Genomic DNA, 16,480 nt, shown 5'->3' with positions numbered 1-16,480 from the left:
TGATGGCTGTTTCTGCAACGGATGCGGCGGCGATTGCCGCTGCAGCCAAACGTGATGCCGCCCGTGCGCAAGGCCGTGTGCTGACAGCGACGCAGATCGCCGTGCTGCGCCGCACGGTATTCGCACGAAGCGCGGCAGTGGAACGACAGGAGGTCTCGGCATGACCACCGCTCGCCCCGATGCTGTCCCAACTTTGGCCGATCTGGCCGCACGTGCGGGTATGACCCTGGAGAGCGGTCCGCATGAGCTGACCGCTATCGCGGCCTCGATCGCCGAGACGAACGCGGTGCCTCTGTCGGCCTATGAGGTCATGCGGGCACTGCTGCGCCTACAGCGCACACAGCGTGCCCAAATCGAATGGGCAGCAATCGAATACAGAAGTATATCAGCGTAATCGATTGTCTTACGACAACTGAATAGACGTCGATGGCGGTTCTCTCGCCAAAGAATTCCCGCCACCGACGCCCTCATTCACCTACACCCCGCTAGGAGGTGCGGCGTGCCGCATCGTAGTACCCGAAATGAGCGCAAGGCCATCGAGCGGGCCGCAGCCGCTGGCCAGTGGACCAGCGAGGCGGTCGGTCTATTCATCCGACGCTACGTGAGTCCGGATGGCGAGCGCATCGCCGATGTGCGGTACGCGGCCAGTGGTGCCGTCAAGGCGGCGGTTGTCTATCCACGTTTCGGTCGCCACCACATGCCCGTTCGTCTGCGAGACAGCCTGGGTCACAACGTCATTGACTACATCGAATTCGTCGAATACCGCGACGCCGGGGCGCCGTCATGAGCGTGCCCGAAACCCGCCTATCCGCGCAGCTGCGCAACCAGAAACCGCCACTACCAGAAAAGGGAAACCATCGTGCCTGAGGTAACTATCGTCAACCATCTTGACCGGATTGAAGCACGAGTCGGTGACCTCACGGTTGCCGAGGCCACGTGTGAAGGCGGCGGTATCTGGCGCATCCCTAACCCACAAGCTACAGACAAGCCGCACTTTTTCGCTGATGTGGCGGCTACGGAAAGTGCGCTGGCGACGATAGCCGCCGCCTACATGTCGGGGTTGGAGGCCGAGGCCGGGCCGGTGGCGATCGACCAGCGGCACACCTACTTGTTCTATGGTGCACTGCTGGCTGAAATCAACGGTCTTGCTACACATCTGGCCGACCTCAACAGCCGTCAAGTGCACATCACCAGCCATGGTGCGCATCTGGATGTGCTCGCCCAGATCATCAACGCTGTCGAGGGTGCGCAGGTGCTCGTGCGGTCCTCGCAGGCCACCCGCGAGGTGCAGGTGACGACGCTGTGAGCGCCCCGAAGGTTGTCACCGGTGTTGTCGTCACTCAGGTCAGTGCCGAGGTGTATCTGTGCGCACAGGCACATGGCACAACCCTGTTGGTGGCATCGACAGATCACTCATTGGCCCTGACTCTCAATGAGTCTGCCGCCCAAGAGTTCGCCGCCGAGGTGGCTGAGGCAATCGCGGCGATCAAGAGCAATAGCGCCGCGAGCTACGTGCGGCGGTGGGTATGAGCCACCTCATCAACGATGACGGCGACAGCTTGGACTTACGTGTTGTCGGTGTGGAGGAGCCGTTGGCCTCGGCCAGTCTCGATCAAGGCGGTACGTGGACGGTTGACCCCAGCGGTATCGCCGAGCACCTACCGATGTTCGACGTGCCGGACCGTGCCGACGCGGTGGGCGTTCTGAAGGCCATCGGGTACGCCTTTGAGGCGGGCGGCGGGGGCTGGCAATGAGTACCCGCTATGGGGTGCGTGAGGTCATCGGCGGGCGCCATCGTGTCGTCAGACTCTTCGGCAACGGTGGGTTCGCTGAGAAGCGGTCTTATGCCACTAGGGAATTGGCGCAGGGGCGGGCTGCGCAGCTGGGCAAGATCGCTGCCCGGCGTGACGCGGTGGCCGAGGCCAAACGCCGCGCCAAGAACCACTGCGAATGCGCGGGCGAATGTGGACACCTGCACCTTGCGTCGCGTGCTTGCCCGTGGGGTGAAGGCGAAGACATCGGCGGCGGTGTCGGCAAGGTGGTCCTGGTCGCGGTCGCGCTCGACGGCCACGACGACAACCTGTCGCTGGACAACATCAAGATGCTCTGTCAGCTCTGCAAGCAACAAGACGAAGCCGATCGAAACAACGGCGGCGCAGCACTATTCGACATCAGGGAGCCTCAATCATGAGCACCACAGAGATCGATTGGGACGTCACGGTCGCTGGCGGTGACATCGCCGAACGCGACCATTTCGGGGTCATCCGCAACGGCAACAACCAGCCGATGATCATGCCCGCGGGCGGCGGCAAGCGCGTCGCATATCAGCGGGTGACCAACTTCATCGACCACCTTGAGGACAACCGCGAAGGCCTGCGCATCTGGACCGAACGCCACGTGCTGCGGGGCCTGCGCGACTGCGATGACCTCAAGGCCGAATGGCTCAACGCCGAAACTGACCGCGACCTAACCTCGATCGCGTTGCGTGCCGCCAGATTCGGCGGCCGGGACATCGAGCAGGAGTGGGGCTCGATGATGCACGAGGTCACCGCCGCCATGGACCGGGGCGAGATGATGCCGCGCCAGTGGTTCAACGAAAACATCAAGGACTACCAGCGTGTCCCACCCGAGGCGAAACGCGACGCCGACGCCTACCACTTGGCGACCCGATGCTTGAGGCACCATCTCGTTGAGCAGATGCATGTGCATGACGGGTACCGGATCGCTGGCACACCGGATCGGGTGTCGACCTACCGGAAGATGGGCAAAGCTCAGGGCAAGCCGAAGATCGTCGACTTGAAGACCGGCAAGGTATTTGAGCGGCCTGGTCCGCGCATGATCGAGGCGCAGCTCGGAGGCTACAGCGAGAGCGTCCCGTATGACGTGCAGGCCGAAGTACGACTAGAGGCAATGGGTTACGACAAAAAGATGGGCATCGTCGTGCATCTGCCGATGATGTCGCGCAGCTGCGAACTGGTGTCCGCCGACTTGGCGAAGGGCCGCGCTGATTTGAAGATCGCAGCGGCCAAACGCGATAAGGGCCGGGGCCGGAAGTTGATGCCGATGGGGCGCGGCGTCGAACTCAACGAAGCAGCGCCATCGCTGCATGAGCGGATCACGTTGGCGTGCAATGCCGATGCGTTGCGTGATGTGTGGCTAGAGGCCAAATCGGCCGGTGAATTGACCGAAGACTTCAAGGCGGCATGCCTTGAACGCAGGCAACAGCTTGCGCGAACAAGTAAGTAAAGAAAGGGAAATACGCAATGAGTGCAGATGTGGACTGGAACGACATCGACCCGATCGAGGTGCCTGCGGGCGCGTTCATCGGCTGGGGCAACCGCGAGGGCCAGAAGGTCATCGGAACGGTCACCGAGTATGGAGATCGCACCGGCACTGACTTCAACGGGAGTCCATGCCCGGAGTTGACCCTGGTCCTCGCCGAGCGTGCGGCGTCGTTCAACAAGTCCGGTGACCGGACCGACTTCGATGCAGGCGAAGAGGTCTCGGTGACAGCCGGTGGCGTGAACCTCAAGAAGGCGATCCGTAAGGCGGCGCCGGAAGTCGGCGACCTGGTCAAGATCGAGCTGACCGAATTCGTCAAGACCTCCAATGGCACGGCGAAGATCTTCGACGTTCGCCTCAAGCGGGGCGGCGGCACGTTGCCGACCACCTCGGCGCAGTCGTCGCGCCCGGTGTCCGACGACGAGCCGCCCTGGTGATCGCTGCCCAGTAGCACCCGTGGCGGGCGATGAGATCCAGTGCTGTCGCCCGCCACGGCCAGCGACCCATCTCATCACGTGTCAACCAACCAGGTAAGGAGACTAAACGCGGTGAAGATTGTTGAATATCAACGCGAGTCGGTGCAGCTCTATCTCATCGACAGCAGCCGCGAGTGGACACTGTCCACCCACGGTGAAGACAGGACTGGGCGCCTGCGCGTGAGTCACCTGCACGCCTGCTGGGTGCGGCGCGGACAGGCGTGCCAGCTGGAGGTGAACGTCGCCGGTCGCCGCATCGAAGCAGAAGGGGTTCTCGCCGAGGGCATGCAGCTGTGGTGCCAGGGCAGTGAGCTGCCCGAGTGGATCGCGGACCTGTTGGCGCCCAACACGCCCGCATGGTGGCCACGATGAACACCCAAGCCGATGGGGCCGTCACACTGATGGCCGGAGATTGCCTTCACTGGCTGCCCACCATCGAGGCCGCCAGCGTCGATGCGGTGATCACCGACCCGCCGTATGAGCTCGGGTTTATGGGCAAGGGTTGGGACGCTACAGGTATCGCGTTCAACACCGAGGTCTGGCGTGAATGCCTACGTGTTCTCAAACCTGGCGGACACCTGCTGGCCTTCGGTGGATCACGTACCTGGCACCGATTAGCCGTAGCGATCGAGGACGCCGAATTCGAGCTACGCGATCAGATCGCCTGGATTTATGGCCAGGGCTTCCCGAAATCGGTGGGCGTGGCCAAAGCCATCGACAAGAGCAGAGGGATCTGGCGGGGTCGCGCCGGAACACCTACATCGGCCAACGGCTCGATGAGCGGCGGCAACTACCAGCGCACCGACAAAGGTGACCCGATCACCGACGCAGCACGGCAGTGGCAGGGTTGGGGCACCGCCCTCAAACCAGCGTTCGAGCCGATCATTTTGGCGCGCAAGCCGCTACGAGGCACTGTAGCGGCGAATGTCCTGGAACACGGCGCCGGAGCGCTGCACATTGACGCGTGCCGGGTCGGTAATCAGGTGCGCACCCATCCAGCCCGTGTCGAGCACCGCGACCCCGAGGTGGGCGTGTTCAAGTTCTCCGGGACCGTTGCCGCCCAGCAGGTGACGGGGCGCTGGCCCACCAACGTAGCCCTGGACCACGACGCGGCGACGTTACTCGATGAAGACACCGCATCGGTTAATGGCGGTGCGTCCCGGTACTTTCCGGTGTTCCGATACCAGCCAAAAGCTCCGAGCGCGCAGCGGCCCCGCATCGAGGTCAACGGGCGGGCCATAGCGCATCCAACCGTCAAACCGCTGGACCTCATGAAATGGCTGGTGCGCCTCACGGTTCCCGTGGGCGGGCTGGTGCTGGATCCGTTCGCGGGCAGCGGCACCACCTTGCAGGCCGCCCGCGAGCAGGGCATGTCCTGCATCGGGATCGAACAGGAAAGCCACTACGTGCAGCTGATCGGCCAGCGTCTAGGCATCCAGGCCCCCACAGCCACCGACCAAGCACCACCAGAAGGGAAGTCATGAGGGAGTTCTCGACATGTCGGGTCTGCGGCCAGGGGATGGCCGTCATCGCGTTCGGCCAGACGACACACCCCCTGTGTGAGGACACAGACCAGCTGACTCCGATCGAGGTGTTGACGGCACGTTGGCTTGAGGCGGCGATAGCGGGCGACGACGCGAAAGCCGATGCCCTGCAAGTCGAGATCGACGGACTTGATGGGATGCCGCCACGTTTGAAGGCCTCGGCGCTGTACTACGCGCAGGTATACCGCTGGCCGGTGTTCCCACTCAAACCGTACTCGAAGGTGCCCGCGACTCGGGCCGGGTTCAAGGACGCCACCACCGACCCGCGACAGATCAAGGCATGGTGGAACACCAACCCCCGGTACAACATCGGTTTGCCGACCGGCATCCGGTTCGACGTCATCGACATAGACCCACCCACCGGTATGCACTCGTATCTGCAACTGCGTGCGCTGGGCGATCCACACACAGGCAAGAGCCCGATACCCGAGGTGCACGGCAAGGTCGCCACCGCCAGCGGCGGTGTGCACCTGTACATTGAGCGCGCCGGGCGCGGCAACGCCGTGAACCTACTGCCAGGCATCGATATCCGCAGTCGAGGCGGCTATGTGGTAGCCCCGCCGTCGACCCTCGGCGAGCCTGGCCGAACCTGGTCATGGTCCTACCGCCCCTCACCGGCGCTGACCAGCACCGAGTCAAAGGCGTTGTCAGCGTGAGCATCAACCCCGAGCATGACGTGATCGATGCCATTGACGCGCTGGTTGATGAGCAGATGGTCGGAGGCGAGATCGCACACCGCGACCGCGCCCGAGCCGTCAACATCGATAGGTGTTCGCTGTGCGGCGGTGCGTGGCATGGCGAGGCGTGGACTGGTATCGACTATGCGCATCTCGGCGAGTATGACCAGCATGACCACGGGCGTCTCGTCGGCTGCCCCGGAGCATCGGCCACCACTGGACCGCAACGCATCCGGTGGAGATGGAGCCGATCGAGAGTCAGGACCGGAACACTGCAGATGGTCGGCCCCGGCGAGGGTTACACCGTCGCCGACCTGATGGCTATGCGATCGCGTCGGTGGTCATCGCGCCCCGTAGTGAGGCTCTGGGACGCGGACTTCAACCTGGTTGCGTCAACCGCCGAGCTTGAGGACACGCCGGATTGGGTGACCGAGCTGATGCAGCAGACCATCGCGTATATCGAAGATCAGATTCGGACGATGCTCGGATACCCCGGTGGCTCAATCACCCTCGATCCGGCCACGGTGGGCGAACTGACTGCCGAGATTCCGCTCGACGACATCGCGCCTGCCCCTGCTGTCTATGTCGATCAGATCGAGGCTATCCAATGGGGCGGCGGCGAGCCAGCGCGCGTGTATGGCCGCACCTGGATGCCCGGAGACGATGTCGATCCCTACTTCCGGCCAGTCGGATACGTGAGCGGCGATGGGCCTGCGCTGGTGATCGACGAGGACGGCCACGAGATCGGGCCGTGGGGCGGCACAACGCACGGATGGTCGATGTCCGACCACGTCGATCGTCTGATCGACCAACTAGACGACATGCCCGCGTCCCGCGTGGTCAGAGCGTGGATGGGGCTGCACGAGGTCTGCTCAGCACGGTGGCAGGCGTTTCGGCGGTGGCTGCACCTGTGAGTGAGCCAGAGAGTTTCGTCGACAACCTGACCCGCTACGGGCTGCTGCCCGGCAAAGGCGAGAAGCGTGCTGTCGAGCGCTTGCCGGCCAAACCGCGGGATACCGAAAATGCTTGGGCGATGGCCGCTCTGGCGGATGAGTGCCGGATCATGTCCGAGGCCACCGAGCCGGGCCGCAACGATCAGCTGAACAAGTCGGCGTTCGCGTTGGGGCAGCTGGTGCCGCACCTGCTCGACGAGCAGGAGGTGGTCGATGCGTTGACCAATGCGGCGTGGTCGGCGAGCCGCAACGGTAAGGAGCCGCTGACCGATTCGGAGATCCGGGCCACGATTCGCTCGGGCATGAACTCGGGTCGCCGCGACCCCCGGTATCCGCCGGAGAACTCGAATGTGGTGGCGATGCCGAGCCGGGTGGCGGTCACGGAGGCTGACCATCCGCAGGCGAAGGACTTCGATGTGTGCTCGCTTGAAGGCGGGTTCTGGGATGCGCGCGACAGCCTGCGCACCGTCTACGAGACGGCGATGTTCCGCATGTGCTCGCCGTGGGCGGTGTTGGCGCACTGCGCTGCCCGTGCCTTGACTCTGGTGCCGCCTCATATCCAGTTGCCGCCGATCGTGGGTGGTCCTGGCTCGCTGAACTGGTTTGGTGCGGTGACGGCGGTGTCGGGCGGTGGGAAGGGTGCGGCCAGCGCGACAGCTCGCGAGTTGGTCGACGAGCATGTGCATGCCCGCACGCCGGGTAGCGGCGAGGGGTTGATCGCGGCGTATGGCGGTCGCGATGACGAGGGCAATCCACGGGGCGATGACGCGCGCGAGGCGCTGATGTTCACGGTGGACGAGATTGACACCTTGTCGGCGGTGGGTGGGCGTTCCGGTGCGACGATCATGCCGATTCTGCGGCAGGCGTTTTCGGGGGAGACCCTCGGCTTCGCCTACCGCAACAAGCTGCCGATGCTGCTGGCGCACACCTACCGGCTGACCCTGGTGGCGTCGATTCAGCCGGACAGGGCCGGTGGTCTGCTCGCTGACTCGGGTGGTGGCACTCCTCAGCGGTTCATGTGGTTTCCGGGGACGGACCAGAGGATCAGTGCGTCGTCGCCGTATCCGTCCGGGTCGCTGTCGCTGCCGTCGTTCACGGACTGGCAGTACCCGCGTGTGCTCACGGTGCCCGCCGAGTGCGAGGGGCTGATTCGGTCTGAGCGGGTGAAGGCGGCTCGGGGCGATACGGCGGCGCTGGACGGTCACGCCTTGTTCTGCCGGGAGAAGTTCGCCTATGCGCTGGCGGTGCTCGATGGCAGGGCGGTGATGTCGATCGAGGACTGGGAGCTGTCCGGGATCGCGGCCAGAGTCTCTGACGCGGTGCGTCAGTGGGTCATTGATCAGCTGGCGGTGTCCGAGGTCGAGGAGGCATCCCATAAGGGGCGCATGGCCGGGGTCGCGCGCGAAGCCTCCGACGCCGAGCAGGCGTACCAGAAGCAACAACGCGTGGTCCGGGTCGCTCGCCTACTGCTGGAGAAGATGCCGAGCACCGAGGGTGCCCTGCGCAAGCGGCTGGCCAGTCGAGACCGCGCGCTGCTGGACCTTGCGCTGGCCACCTTGAAGGGCAACGAGCTGGCCTGGCACGACGGCGATCAGTGGCAGAAGGTTGGGAGCTAGCAAATGCAGATACAGGCCGTCGAAGGTGGACAAAGTGGACAGGTGGACAACGCCCGCGTCTGCGTTCACGCCAATTTTCATAAGGGTGCCCTAATTCGCCAATTTTTGCGCAGCGGTTCTACCAGCGCATATGCAAAGTATTTAGGAAAACTAACAATAGTTTCAATTCATGACGCGCGTGAGTGCGAGGTGGACATGTCCACCTGTCCACCTTTGTCCACCTCGGACCGGCGAACCGGCAACAGTGAAGGGATCAGTCAGTGACCATTCAATTCTTCGTGCCTGGCTCGCCAGCGCCTCAAGGCTCCAAACGTCACGTTGGCAGAGGCATTCTCATCGAATCCTCCAAGGCGGTCGGCCCGTGGCGTGAGCGGGTCGCACTAGCTGCCCACGCTCACGCACAAGGCCCCGATGATGGTCCACTCTGCGTAGACCTCGAATTCGTGATGCCCCGGCCCAAGACGGCGCCCAAGACGTTCACCAGGTTTGCGACCAAAAGGCCCGACATAGACAAGCTGGCTCGAGCGTGCCTCGATGCCATGACATCCGTCTGCTACCTCGATGACTCTCAGATCATTAGCTTGACGGCGCGCAAGCGCATCGCCGAGCCAGCCGAAACGCCAGGGGTAAGGGTCACTCTCGAAGTCCCCGTCTCCGCAACCGAGTGGTCTGCCCCGTTGGCCGAGACCACGACTGTTGAAACTTCAATGATTACTCGAGGTGCTGACGAATGACGACGACCGTAGCGCGCTGCGCACATCCGGACTGCAAGCGCGACAGAGGGGAACCCGTCTACACCGAACTCGGTGTGTGTGAGCCGTGCCAGCGCCGAGTCGCACGCGCACTCGATCGTGTTGTCATGGACTGGGTCACGCTGCATGCCACGCTCCCGGCACCCAACAAGGGCGAGAAACAGCGGACGGCGAAGGTCAAGGAGTACGGGCACCCCGCCGAATGGGCCTCGGTCATGGCGGCGGACATCGCTGAATGCCTTAACGCGGACCATGATTCGCTGGCGGACACGCTCGGGCAGACGCCCCCGCCCCACCCTGGAGCCGGTGAGGTAGCCCGCGTCCGGGCCGCGTACAAGTACCTGTCCGTGCGCATCGTCGAGTTGTGCCGCACCGACTACGCGCCAGACATCATCACTGAATGGATCGACCTACACGCCAAGGTGCGCGGCCAACTCGGACTCTCACGCCCACGCATCTCAGTGCCGATGCCCTGCCCCCAATGCGAGGTAGCGGCCCTGGTGCGGATCTCGGACTTCGGCGGCGACTGGATCGAATGCGGCAACTGCCAGAGCACGATCACCACAAGCCACTACCGCTTCTACGCTGACACATATTTCCGGTATGTCATGGATGCGATGTCAGCGATCGATAACACGCCTTGACACCTCGACGTTGTGAGGAATTATTCAAACCATGTCTTTGATTGAGTGGGCGCTGTCGAAATTGAAGCCCGAACTACTCCTGCCAGCGCTATGGCGGATGGTGGCGTCGCTGATCGGTATTGCGACATTGGGGTGCGCGGTGCTGCAAAAGTCCATTTATCCGTATCCGTCAACACCGACCGGGCTGCTGGCGTCCATCGCTAATCGTGCACACCTTGCTCCTGCTGAGCGCTGGCTGACCCAGGTGGGGCAATGGCTGAATCAGCAGCCCCAGAATCAACTTGCTTGGCTAGTGGGTGTGATCGCCTTGTGCTCAGGGTTGTATTGGGCGGCTCGGTATCGCGTGAATGCGGTCGAGAACCTTCACGTGAGCCTGACCTGGATCGGCTTAGGTGTCCTGCGGGAGACGGGTTGTGCGGCATGGGCGATGCTGCTTATCGCGGTGGCGATAGCTCTCGTTGTCGCGCAAGTGCACGTGAGTCGCTTTGGTTCTCGATACCATCGACTCCGAGACAGGCTGAACTACATACTTGCTCACGCTGTAGGGAGTCTGGCCGACTTGCCCTGGATAGTCGGCTTCTTGCTAATTCGGGGCACCGCAGCGTTGGGCGCGCAGTGGTTTGTCATCAATCCACGGGCTGAGTTCTGGTATCGCGTGGACCGACAACGAGACGACGATGATGTCGTTGAGGTGCAGCCGAGAGAAGGGGTATTCGCCATGTTCGCCCCGCCAGGAGACATTGAGCATCGGCTGAAACGCAGTCGTATGTGGAGTCACGCTGATACGTGGAGGCTGCTTAAGCGATCTCCCGAAGTCGAGTGGGGCGGTGGAGGTGGCGCAGACCGCCAGGAGAAGAAAGACCAGTAGGCCTCGGCGTAGGTCTCGGACGCCGGACACGCCCTGAGCGCCTGCGGATTTCGCGTCCGCCCAACTATTCGGGTATAGTGCAGGGAGCTGACATAGCTATATCCAAACCCCTCCACCGCATTAGCGCGAGGGGTTTTGTTGTTTCGGGAGACGAACATGACTGCGCCTTTGATCCTGCCCGATGGCATTCAAACGCTCGTGGACGCCGATGAGGCGGCGCGGCATTGCAAGGTGTCCAAGGTGACTGTGTGGGGCTGGGCCAATCGCGGCTACCGTTGCCCGACTGGGGAATGGGTGAAACTGCCTGTTGCGGGTAAAGATCGGCGTCGGCGCAACCTGTACTGCCTGCTCGACGTGGCCAAGGCCGAGGCGGCAACACGCAAGAGGGCCAGGCGCACACTCTAGATGTCCACCCTCGGGCTGCTACGGCGCATCGAAGACCAGGCACAGCTGCTCGCCGACGCCCAAGCCCGAGGCGATTTCTCCGCCATCGAAGAGGCGCAGGCCGCGCTTGATGATCTGACCGACCGCCTGGCCGAGGACCACTGATGCCCAGTGCGCCCCCACGGGTGTGCGCCAGGTGCAAGGGCCTAGCTGTCAAAGGCGCGCCCTGCCAGTGCCGCCCGGCATGGGAAGGCTCGACGCACACTGGCGCTGGCGACAAGCGATGGGTGCGTGCACGTGATGACTACCTGCGCTCGCACCCCTTCTGCGAGCACACCGGATGCGCGCGCATCGCCGATGCCGTAGACCACATTAGGCCCCTGGCCGAGGGCGGCGACAAGTACGACCCCGAGAACTTCCAGTCGCTATGCGACCCACACCACACCGAGAAGACGACGCAGGATGCGTTGCGCGGCAAAAAGAGAGCGAGGTGAGCACGATGGCTACAATCGACGAGATTGGTCAGGACATTGGCCGGGACATGGGCACTGCCACCGTGGCGTGCCCGCAGTGCAACGCCGATGTTGTTGTGACACTTGATGCCAAGGCCAGAGCGCGTAAGGTCGGCGAGAACGCGGTCACCTTGGACGTTACGCTGCCGCATCTCGCTGACGAGTTCAGAGCCCACGATATCGAGGCAGGACACGTCGATGCGTAGACGGCGCGCGGGGGGTAGTGGGGTCGCTATCTCTACGTTCTGGCGCCCAGACTTGCGCCGAGGTGGCTTTTCTCGCGCGTGCTCAGAATTCGTTTCGTTTTTTGGGTGGGGCCTGTAGATGGGCCGTATCGCTGCGCCAGCACACTTAAAGCTCATCAATGGGCGCAGCCAGGGGCGCGACTCTGGTGGCCGCGAAGTGCCACCGCCTGCGGCTTTCGAGCATGGCGAGGTGCCGGAAGCTCCCGAGTGGTTGCCGGACGAGGGCAAGGCCGAATGGGCTCGTGTTGCACCGACCCTGGCGACGTTGAAGCTGATCAAACCCGAAGATCGAGCGGCTTTCGCGGCCTACTGCAACGCGTGGGCACAGTATGTGCAAGCGGTGCGGATGTACAAGGACGAGGGCCTGACGATCATCAATCCGCAGTCGGGGCGCGAGTCGGTGCACCCTGCGGTGACGGTGGCGCAGACGGCGAGTCGGGAGCTACTGCGGTATGCGCAGCACTTCGGGTTGACACCTTCGTCTGAGCAGAACATCGCCCGAGGGGCCGGTGACCCGGATGGCGGCGGAGACAACCCCTTCGCCTCGGGCCAATAGCACGTGGGCCGACGCCGACCTTGACGCGCTAAAGCTTTCACCCGAGGTCGCCTGGTACCTCGAATCGCGCGGCTATCCGGTGCCGGACTGCCCGCCGCTGCACAAGACGCCGGAGCCGCGAGAGGTTCCGGGCGCGGCATTCGACCCCGAGCGCGTCGATAAGGTCATTCGAGCGTTCCGGCAGCTGCGCCACGTCAAGGGCCGCTTCGCCGGTCAGACGCTTGAGCCGGACTGCTGGCAGGTGGCGTACATCATCGCCCCGTGGGCCGGATGGGTTGCGCCCTCGGTCGATACCGGCGATTACGCCCGGATCATCACGACGCTGTATGTCGAGTTGCCGCGTAAGAACGGCAAGACGACGGTGGCCGGTGGCATCGGGATCTATCTGACGGCTGCCGATGGTGAGCCGGGCGCGCAGGTGATTTGCGCCGCGACGACGGCGGATCAGGCGCGGTTCGCGTTCGATCCGATACGTCAGCTGGCCGATTCGGCGCCGGGTCTCAAGAAGTACGTGAAGGCCTTCCGCAACAGGATCACTCATCCGGCGACGGGGAGTTACTTTCAGCCTGTCGCCAATGTCGGTGACGCGCAGCACGGCGCGGATCTGCACGGCGGCATCGTCGACGAGCTGCACCTGCACAAGACGATCGACCTGATTGAGGCGCTGGAAACGGGCACGGGCTCAAGGATTCAGCCCCTGATCCTGTACATCACGACCGCCGACAGTGGCCGCAGGCATACGCCGTATGACGCGAAGCGCAACCGGATCGAGCAGCTTGCCCGTGGCGCGCTCACCGATCACACGACCTATGGCGTGATCTGGGCCGCTGAGAAGCCCGAGTATGAGAAGGGCAAGCTGGTCAAGGGCGATGACCCGTTCGCCGAGTCGACCTGGCGCAAGGCCAATCCCGGCTTCGGGATCTCGCCGACCAAGCGGTTCATGCAGCAGGCGGCTAAGAAGGCGCAGGATTCGCCCGCTGAGCTGGCGTCATTTCTGCGGCTGCACTTGGGTATTCGGACCAAGCAATTGACCCGGTATCTGGATCTCGGGGCGTGGGACAACAACGCCTCGATCGTCGATGTCGACCGGCTCAAGGGCCGCGAGTGCTATGGCGGGCTCGATCTCGGGTCAACGTCTGATCTGTGCGCGCTGGCGTGGGTGTTCCCAGACGGGGATGCCTTCGACGTGCTGGTGCGCAGCTGGGCGCCCGAGGCTTCATTGGAGTCACTCGATGCCCGCACCGCGGGCTCGGCGTCCGTGTGGGCGAAGGCCGGTTGGCTCACGCTCACACCGGGCAACGTCACGGACTACGACTTCATCAAAGCTCAGATCGCCAGTGACCGTGACGCGTTCGTGGTCAAGGAGATCGCGTACGACCGCTGGAACGCCACGCAGCTGGTCAACGATCTGACGACCGATGGTGCGCCGATGTCGACGATGGGGCAGGGCTTCGCCTCGATGTCCGCGCCGACCAAGGACTTGCAGCGGCTCATCAAGCGGGGAACACCCGAGGTGCCGCTCATCCGGCACGGCGGCAATCCGCTGATGCGCTGGCAGATCGACAACTTCGGCGTTGCCTTGGACCCGGCAGGAAACGTCAAGCCGGACAAGGCGAACGCCGGGGACAAGATCGACGGCGTTGTGGCGCTGATCATGGCCCTGGCCAGGGCGACCGCTGCGCGCGAGGTCGAGTACGAAAGCGCGTACGAGACCGGCCACCTGATGACCGTCTGAAAGGGGAAGGCATGTTCGGTTTTCCGATCCCCGGACCACTGCGCTACGCGCTTCACCGGCGCGCCTTCGTCAACCTGTGGTCTGGCGCGGCGATCTCGGGTGTGGTCGTCAAAGCGACCCGGACCTATTGCGTGATCAAAGACGCGCACGTGCACGAGGCCGGATCACACCCGGTCGCGGTAGACGGAGAGATCCTGATCGACCGCAACCAGATCGACTACATACAGATCACGTAAAAGGAGGCGACACATGGGATTTGTCGTCTCCGCAGGCGAGGTGCAACGCCTTGGCCGGCTCGACTCGCCCAAGCCCGCCAGGCTGGCCATCGGTGGCTTGTCACAGGACTACTTGCAGATCTGGCGTAAGCACTACGCGGTGCGAACCACGGTGTCCTACCTGGCCCGCAACATCGCGCAACTCGGCCTTCACGTCTACCGACGCCATGGCGACAACGAGCGTGAACGGCTGACAAACCACCCGCTGGCGCAGCTGATCCGGCAGCCGAACGGATGGACCACGCGTTACCGGATGCTCGAAGCGCTCGTGCACGACCTCGGCATCTTCGATGCGTCGTACCTGCGGAAGGTGAAGACCGAGCACGGCCTCGGGCTGATACGCCTGGACCCGATGCGGGTGTTGCCGAAGGGCGACAACTGGTTCTACCCCGAGGTATTCGAGCTGCGAGGGTCCAAGGGCACCATACGAATCCCCTCCGAAGAGGTGGTGTTCTTTCGGGGATACAACGGCGGCAGCTCGGATGTGGGCGGTGTCCCGCCGATTGAAGCGCTGCGCGAGGTGCTCGAAGAGTCCCACAACGCATCAGTTATGCGCTCGCAGGTGTTGCGCAATGGCGCCCGTACCTCCGGCTACATCGAACGTCCACCGGGCGTGAAGTGGTCCGACGAGGCCAAGATCGGCTTCAAGAGCGAGTGGCAGGCGCAGTACGCGGGGGATGGGCCGCAGGCGGGCGGCACGCCGATTCTCGAAGACGGCATGAAGTTCGTCGAGGCGAATCAGACGCCCAAGGATTTGCAGTACATCGAGGCCCGCAAGCTGACCCGCGAAGAGGTCGCGGCGGCGTACTACATCCCGCCACCGATGCTCGGCCTGCTCGACAACGCGACCTTCTCGAATATCACCGAGCAGCACCGAATGCTGTATCAGGACACCCTCGGCCCATGGCTGTCGATGATCTGCGACGAGATCGCCTTGCAGCTGGTGCCCGACATGACAGACAACTCGGACCTGTACGTCGAGTTCAACCTCGACGAGAAGCTACGCGGCAACTTCGAGCAGCGCCAAGAGGCTATCCAGAAGTCGACCGGCGCGCCCTGGCGCACGCGCAATGAGGCCAGGGCCCTTGAGAACCTGCCGCCGATCGAGGGCGGCGACGAGCTGGTGCAGCCGCTCAACGTCACACAGAACGGCGACGACGAACCGACCCTGGCGCAGGCCGATCCCATGATTACGCCTCGACCGACCGACAAGCCGGAAGAGGACGAGAGCGAGGACTGATGCTCACAAAGAACACGGCGGCGCTGAACGTCAAGGCAGGCCCCGACGACGGTCTGAATGAGGGCGAATTCATCGTCTACCCTTCGACGTTCATCAAGACCCCGGACAGCTACGGCGACATTGTCGCACCCGGTGCGTTCCTGAAAACCATTGCAACATGGAAGAACTCGGGCAACACCCTGCCGGGCCTGTTCGGGCATCGGATGGACGACCCCGACTACTACGTCGCCTCGGCGCTCGACATGGGCGAGGACGAGCACGGCTGGTGGGTCAAGGGCGTCTTCGATCTCGAATCGCCGAAGGGCAAACAGACCTACCGGTTGGTCAGGGATCGCCGCATAACGCAACTGAGCTTCGCCTACGACATCATCGATGCCAAGGGCGTCGAGCTTGAAAATGGTATTCGCGCATACGAATTGCGCGAGTTGAAGGTGTACGAGTTCTCGTTCGTGCCCATCGGCGCGAACCAGGACACCTCGGTGGTAGCCATCAAGGCCATTACCGATCAGGTGACCGAGGACATCAAGGCTGGCCGCGCGCTGTCGGCCAAAAACGAGGACGAGCTACGGACCGCGCACGAGGCGATCGGACGCGTTCTGTTGGTCCTCGACAGCGCATCAAGCGAGGGCAAGGCTGCGGATAACCCGTCCGTCGATACCTCGGCATTGGAAATGCTGTCACTCGATATCGACATCGAGTGCGGCGCTTAACAATCCACGAC

26 protein-coding genes are annotated in these 16,480 nt (G+C 63.4%); all 26 read left to right on the top strand.

Annotated elements, in window-relative coordinates:
• The first annotated feature begins 2 nt into the window (after positions 1-2).
• The 26 genes from RHO23_RS14800 to RHO23_RS14675 all read left to right on the top strand — a co-directional run bounded on the left by RHO23_RS14800 (position 3) and on the right by RHO23_RS14675 (position 16,469).
• The gene (locus RHO23_RS14800; RefSeq protein WP_423488024.1) at positions 3-164 is read left to right on the top strand and encodes a hypothetical protein; all 162 of its coding nucleotides are present in this window, start codon (positions 3-5) and stop codon (positions 162-164) included.
• A complete protein-coding gene (locus RHO23_RS14795; protein ID WP_423488023.1) occupies positions 161-394 on the top strand; it encodes a hypothetical protein in 234 nt (77 codons plus the stop codon). The genes RHO23_RS14800 and RHO23_RS14795 overlap by 4 nt, the downstream gene beginning before the upstream one ends.
• A 105-nt stretch (positions 395-499) precedes the next feature.
• On the top strand, positions 500-787 hold the full coding sequence (locus RHO23_RS14790; protein WP_423488022.1) for a hypothetical protein: 288 nt from the start codon (positions 500-502) through the stop codon (positions 785-787).
• 72 nt (positions 788-859) lie between these two features.
• On the top strand, positions 860-1,306 hold the full coding sequence (locus RHO23_RS14785; RefSeq protein WP_423488021.1) for a hypothetical protein: 447 nt from the start codon (positions 860-862) through the stop codon (positions 1,304-1,306).
• Positions 1,303-1,530, top strand: coding sequence for a hypothetical protein (locus tag RHO23_RS14780; protein ID WP_423488020.1), 228 nt, complete (start codon positions 1,303-1,305; stop codon positions 1,528-1,530). Before RHO23_RS14785 ends, RHO23_RS14780 begins: the two co-directional genes overlap by 4 nt.
• Positions 1,527-1,754: a hypothetical protein gene (locus tag RHO23_RS14775; protein WP_423488019.1), complete on the top strand. Its 228-nt coding sequence runs from the start codon at positions 1,527-1,529 to the stop codon at positions 1,752-1,754. The genes RHO23_RS14780 and RHO23_RS14775 overlap by 4 nt, the downstream gene beginning before the upstream one ends.
• A complete protein-coding gene (locus RHO23_RS14770; protein WP_423488018.1) occupies positions 1,751-2,191 on the top strand; it encodes a hypothetical protein in 441 nt (146 codons plus the stop codon). The genes RHO23_RS14775 and RHO23_RS14770 overlap by 4 nt, the downstream gene beginning before the upstream one ends.
• Positions 2,188-3,246 carry a hypothetical protein gene (locus RHO23_RS14765; RefSeq protein ID WP_423488017.1) on the top strand — a complete coding sequence of 353 codons (1,059 nt, stop codon included), beginning with the start codon at positions 2,188-2,190 and terminating at the stop codon, positions 3,244-3,246. The genes RHO23_RS14770 and RHO23_RS14765 overlap by 4 nt, the downstream gene beginning before the upstream one ends.
• A gap of 17 nt (positions 3,247-3,263) precedes the next feature.
• Positions 3,264-3,719 carry a hypothetical protein gene (locus tag RHO23_RS14760; RefSeq protein WP_423488016.1) on the top strand — a complete coding sequence of 152 codons (456 nt, stop codon included), beginning with the start codon at positions 3,264-3,266 and terminating at the stop codon, positions 3,717-3,719.
• 111 nt (positions 3,720-3,830) lie between these two features.
• On the top strand, positions 3,831-4,130 hold the full coding sequence (locus tag RHO23_RS14755; protein WP_423488015.1) for a hypothetical protein: 300 nt from the start codon (positions 3,831-3,833) through the stop codon (positions 4,128-4,130).
• A complete protein-coding gene (locus RHO23_RS14750; protein ID WP_423488014.1) occupies positions 4,127-5,242 on the top strand; it encodes a DNA-methyltransferase in 1,116 nt (371 codons plus the stop codon). The genes RHO23_RS14755 and RHO23_RS14750 overlap by 4 nt, the downstream gene beginning before the upstream one ends.
• Entirely contained in the window at positions 5,239-5,958 is a 720-nt protein-coding gene (locus tag RHO23_RS14745) for a bifunctional DNA primase/polymerase (protein WP_423488013.1), read from the top strand. The genes RHO23_RS14750 and RHO23_RS14745 overlap by 4 nt, the downstream gene beginning before the upstream one ends.
• Positions 5,955-6,893, top strand: coding sequence for a hypothetical protein (locus RHO23_RS14740; RefSeq protein ID WP_423488012.1), 939 nt, complete (start codon positions 5,955-5,957; stop codon positions 6,891-6,893). The genes RHO23_RS14745 and RHO23_RS14740 overlap by 4 nt, the downstream gene beginning before the upstream one ends.
• The gene (locus RHO23_RS14735) at positions 6,890-8,548 is read left to right on the top strand and encodes a DNA primase (RefSeq protein WP_423488011.1); all 1,659 of its coding nucleotides are present in this window, start codon (positions 6,890-6,892) and stop codon (positions 8,546-8,548) included. Before RHO23_RS14740 ends, RHO23_RS14735 begins: the two co-directional genes overlap by 4 nt.
• Before the next feature lie 260 nt (positions 8,549-8,808).
• Entirely contained in the window at positions 8,809-9,282 is a 474-nt protein-coding gene (locus tag RHO23_RS14730; RefSeq protein ID WP_423488010.1) for a RusA family crossover junction endodeoxyribonuclease, read from the top strand.
• Entirely contained in the window at positions 9,279-9,944 is a 666-nt protein-coding gene (locus RHO23_RS14725) for a hypothetical protein (protein ID WP_423488009.1), read from the top strand. The genes RHO23_RS14730 and RHO23_RS14725 overlap by 4 nt, the downstream gene beginning before the upstream one ends.
• A 31-nt stretch (positions 9,945-9,975) precedes the next feature.
• Entirely contained in the window at positions 9,976-10,812 is an 837-nt protein-coding gene (locus RHO23_RS14720) for a hypothetical protein (protein WP_423488008.1), read from the top strand.
• Between the two features lie 156 nt (positions 10,813-10,968).
• Positions 10,969-11,217, top strand: a complete 249-nt coding sequence (locus RHO23_RS14715) for a hypothetical protein (RefSeq protein ID WP_423488007.1) — start codon at positions 10,969-10,971, stop codon at positions 11,215-11,217.
• Positions 11,218-11,361 carry a hypothetical protein gene (locus tag RHO23_RS14710; protein ID WP_423488006.1) on the top strand — a complete coding sequence of 48 codons (144 nt, stop codon included), beginning with the start codon at positions 11,218-11,220 and terminating at the stop codon, positions 11,359-11,361.
• 122 nt (positions 11,362-11,483) lie between these two features.
• A complete protein-coding gene (locus tag RHO23_RS14705) occupies positions 11,484-11,690 on the top strand; it encodes an HNH endonuclease signature motif containing protein (RefSeq protein WP_423488005.1) in 207 nt (68 codons plus the stop codon).
• 5 nt (positions 11,691-11,695) lie between these two features.
• The gene (locus RHO23_RS14700; protein ID WP_423488004.1) at positions 11,696-11,914 is read left to right on the top strand and encodes a hypothetical protein; all 219 of its coding nucleotides are present in this window, start codon (positions 11,696-11,698) and stop codon (positions 11,912-11,914) included.
• A gap of 118 nt (positions 11,915-12,032) precedes the next feature.
• Positions 12,033-12,509: a phage terminase small subunit P27 family gene (locus RHO23_RS14695; protein ID WP_423488003.1), complete on the top strand. Its 477-nt coding sequence runs from the start codon at positions 12,033-12,035 to the stop codon at positions 12,507-12,509.
• A complete protein-coding gene (locus tag RHO23_RS14690; RefSeq protein WP_423488002.1) occupies positions 12,472-14,244 on the top strand; it encodes a terminase large subunit in 1,773 nt (590 codons plus the stop codon). Before RHO23_RS14695 ends, RHO23_RS14690 begins: the two co-directional genes overlap by 38 nt.
• Before the next feature lie 11 nt (positions 14,245-14,255).
• A complete protein-coding gene (locus RHO23_RS14685) occupies positions 14,256-14,480 on the top strand; it encodes a hypothetical protein (RefSeq protein WP_423488001.1) in 225 nt (74 codons plus the stop codon).
• 13 nt (positions 14,481-14,493) lie between these two features.
• Positions 14,494-15,759, top strand: a complete 1,266-nt coding sequence (locus RHO23_RS14680; protein ID WP_423488000.1) for a phage portal protein — start codon at positions 14,494-14,496, stop codon at positions 15,757-15,759.
• On the top strand, positions 15,759-16,469 hold the full coding sequence (locus RHO23_RS14675; protein WP_423487999.1) for an HK97 family phage prohead protease: 711 nt from the start codon (positions 15,759-15,761) through the stop codon (positions 16,467-16,469). Before RHO23_RS14680 ends, RHO23_RS14675 begins: the two co-directional genes overlap by 1 nt.
• Positions 16,470-16,480 lie beyond the last annotated feature (11 nt).

Source organism: Mycobacteroides sp. PCS013 (assembly GCF_049532645.1).
In the GTDB taxonomy this organism is placed as follows: Bacteria; Actinomycetota; Actinomycetes; order Mycobacteriales; family Mycobacteriaceae; genus Mycobacterium; species Mycobacterium gwanakae.
The sequence above is the reverse complement of the archived record's forward strand: the minus strand, read 5'-3'. Positions and strand labels throughout refer to the sequence as shown.

Coding starts and splice junctions, on each gene's coding strand:
- RHO23_RS14775 (WP_423488019.1), top strand. CDS start 1,527: ATGAGCCACCTCATCAACGATGACGGCGACAGCTTGGACTTACGTGTT.
- RHO23_RS14710 (WP_423488006.1), top strand. CDS start 11,218: ATGTCCACCCTCGGGCTGCTACGGCGCATCGAAGACCAGGCACAGCTG.
- RHO23_RS14745 (WP_423488013.1), top strand. CDS start 5,239: ATGAGGGAGTTCTCGACATGTCGGGTCTGCGGCCAGGGGATGGCCGTC.
- RHO23_RS14750 (WP_423488014.1), top strand. CDS start 4,127: ATGAACACCCAAGCCGATGGGGCCGTCACACTGATGGCCGGAGATTGC.
- RHO23_RS14715 (WP_423488007.1), top strand. CDS start 10,969: ATGACTGCGCCTTTGATCCTGCCCGATGGCATTCAAACGCTCGTGGAC.
- RHO23_RS14695 (WP_423488003.1), top strand. CDS start 12,033: ATGGGCCGTATCGCTGCGCCAGCACACTTAAAGCTCATCAATGGGCGC.
- RHO23_RS14700 (WP_423488004.1), top strand. CDS start 11,696: ATGGCTACAATCGACGAGATTGGTCAGGACATTGGCCGGGACATGGGC.
- RHO23_RS14795 (WP_423488023.1), top strand. CDS start 161: ATGACCACCGCTCGCCCCGATGCTGTCCCAACTTTGGCCGATCTGGCC.
- RHO23_RS14725 (WP_423488009.1), top strand. CDS start 9,279: ATGACGACGACCGTAGCGCGCTGCGCACATCCGGACTGCAAGCGCGAC.
- RHO23_RS14675 (WP_423487999.1), top strand. CDS start 15,759: ATGCTCACAAAGAACACGGCGGCGCTGAACGTCAAGGCAGGCCCCGAC.
- RHO23_RS14680 (WP_423488000.1), top strand. CDS start 14,494: ATGGGATTTGTCGTCTCCGCAGGCGAGGTGCAACGCCTTGGCCGGCTC.
- RHO23_RS14800 (WP_423488024.1), top strand. CDS start 3: ATGGCTGTTTCTGCAACGGATGCGGCGGCGATTGCCGCTGCAGCCAAA.
- RHO23_RS14690 (WP_423488002.1), top strand. CDS start 12,472: ATGGCGGCGGAGACAACCCCTTCGCCTCGGGCCAATAGCACGTGGGCC.
- RHO23_RS14720 (WP_423488008.1), top strand. CDS start 9,976: ATGTCTTTGATTGAGTGGGCGCTGTCGAAATTGAAGCCCGAACTACTC.
- RHO23_RS14760 (WP_423488016.1), top strand. CDS start 3,264: ATGAGTGCAGATGTGGACTGGAACGACATCGACCCGATCGAGGTGCCT.
- RHO23_RS14770 (WP_423488018.1), top strand. CDS start 1,751: ATGAGTACCCGCTATGGGGTGCGTGAGGTCATCGGCGGGCGCCATCGT.
- RHO23_RS14765 (WP_423488017.1), top strand. CDS start 2,188: ATGAGCACCACAGAGATCGATTGGGACGTCACGGTCGCTGGCGGTGAC.
- RHO23_RS14685 (WP_423488001.1), top strand. CDS start 14,256: ATGTTCGGTTTTCCGATCCCCGGACCACTGCGCTACGCGCTTCACCGG.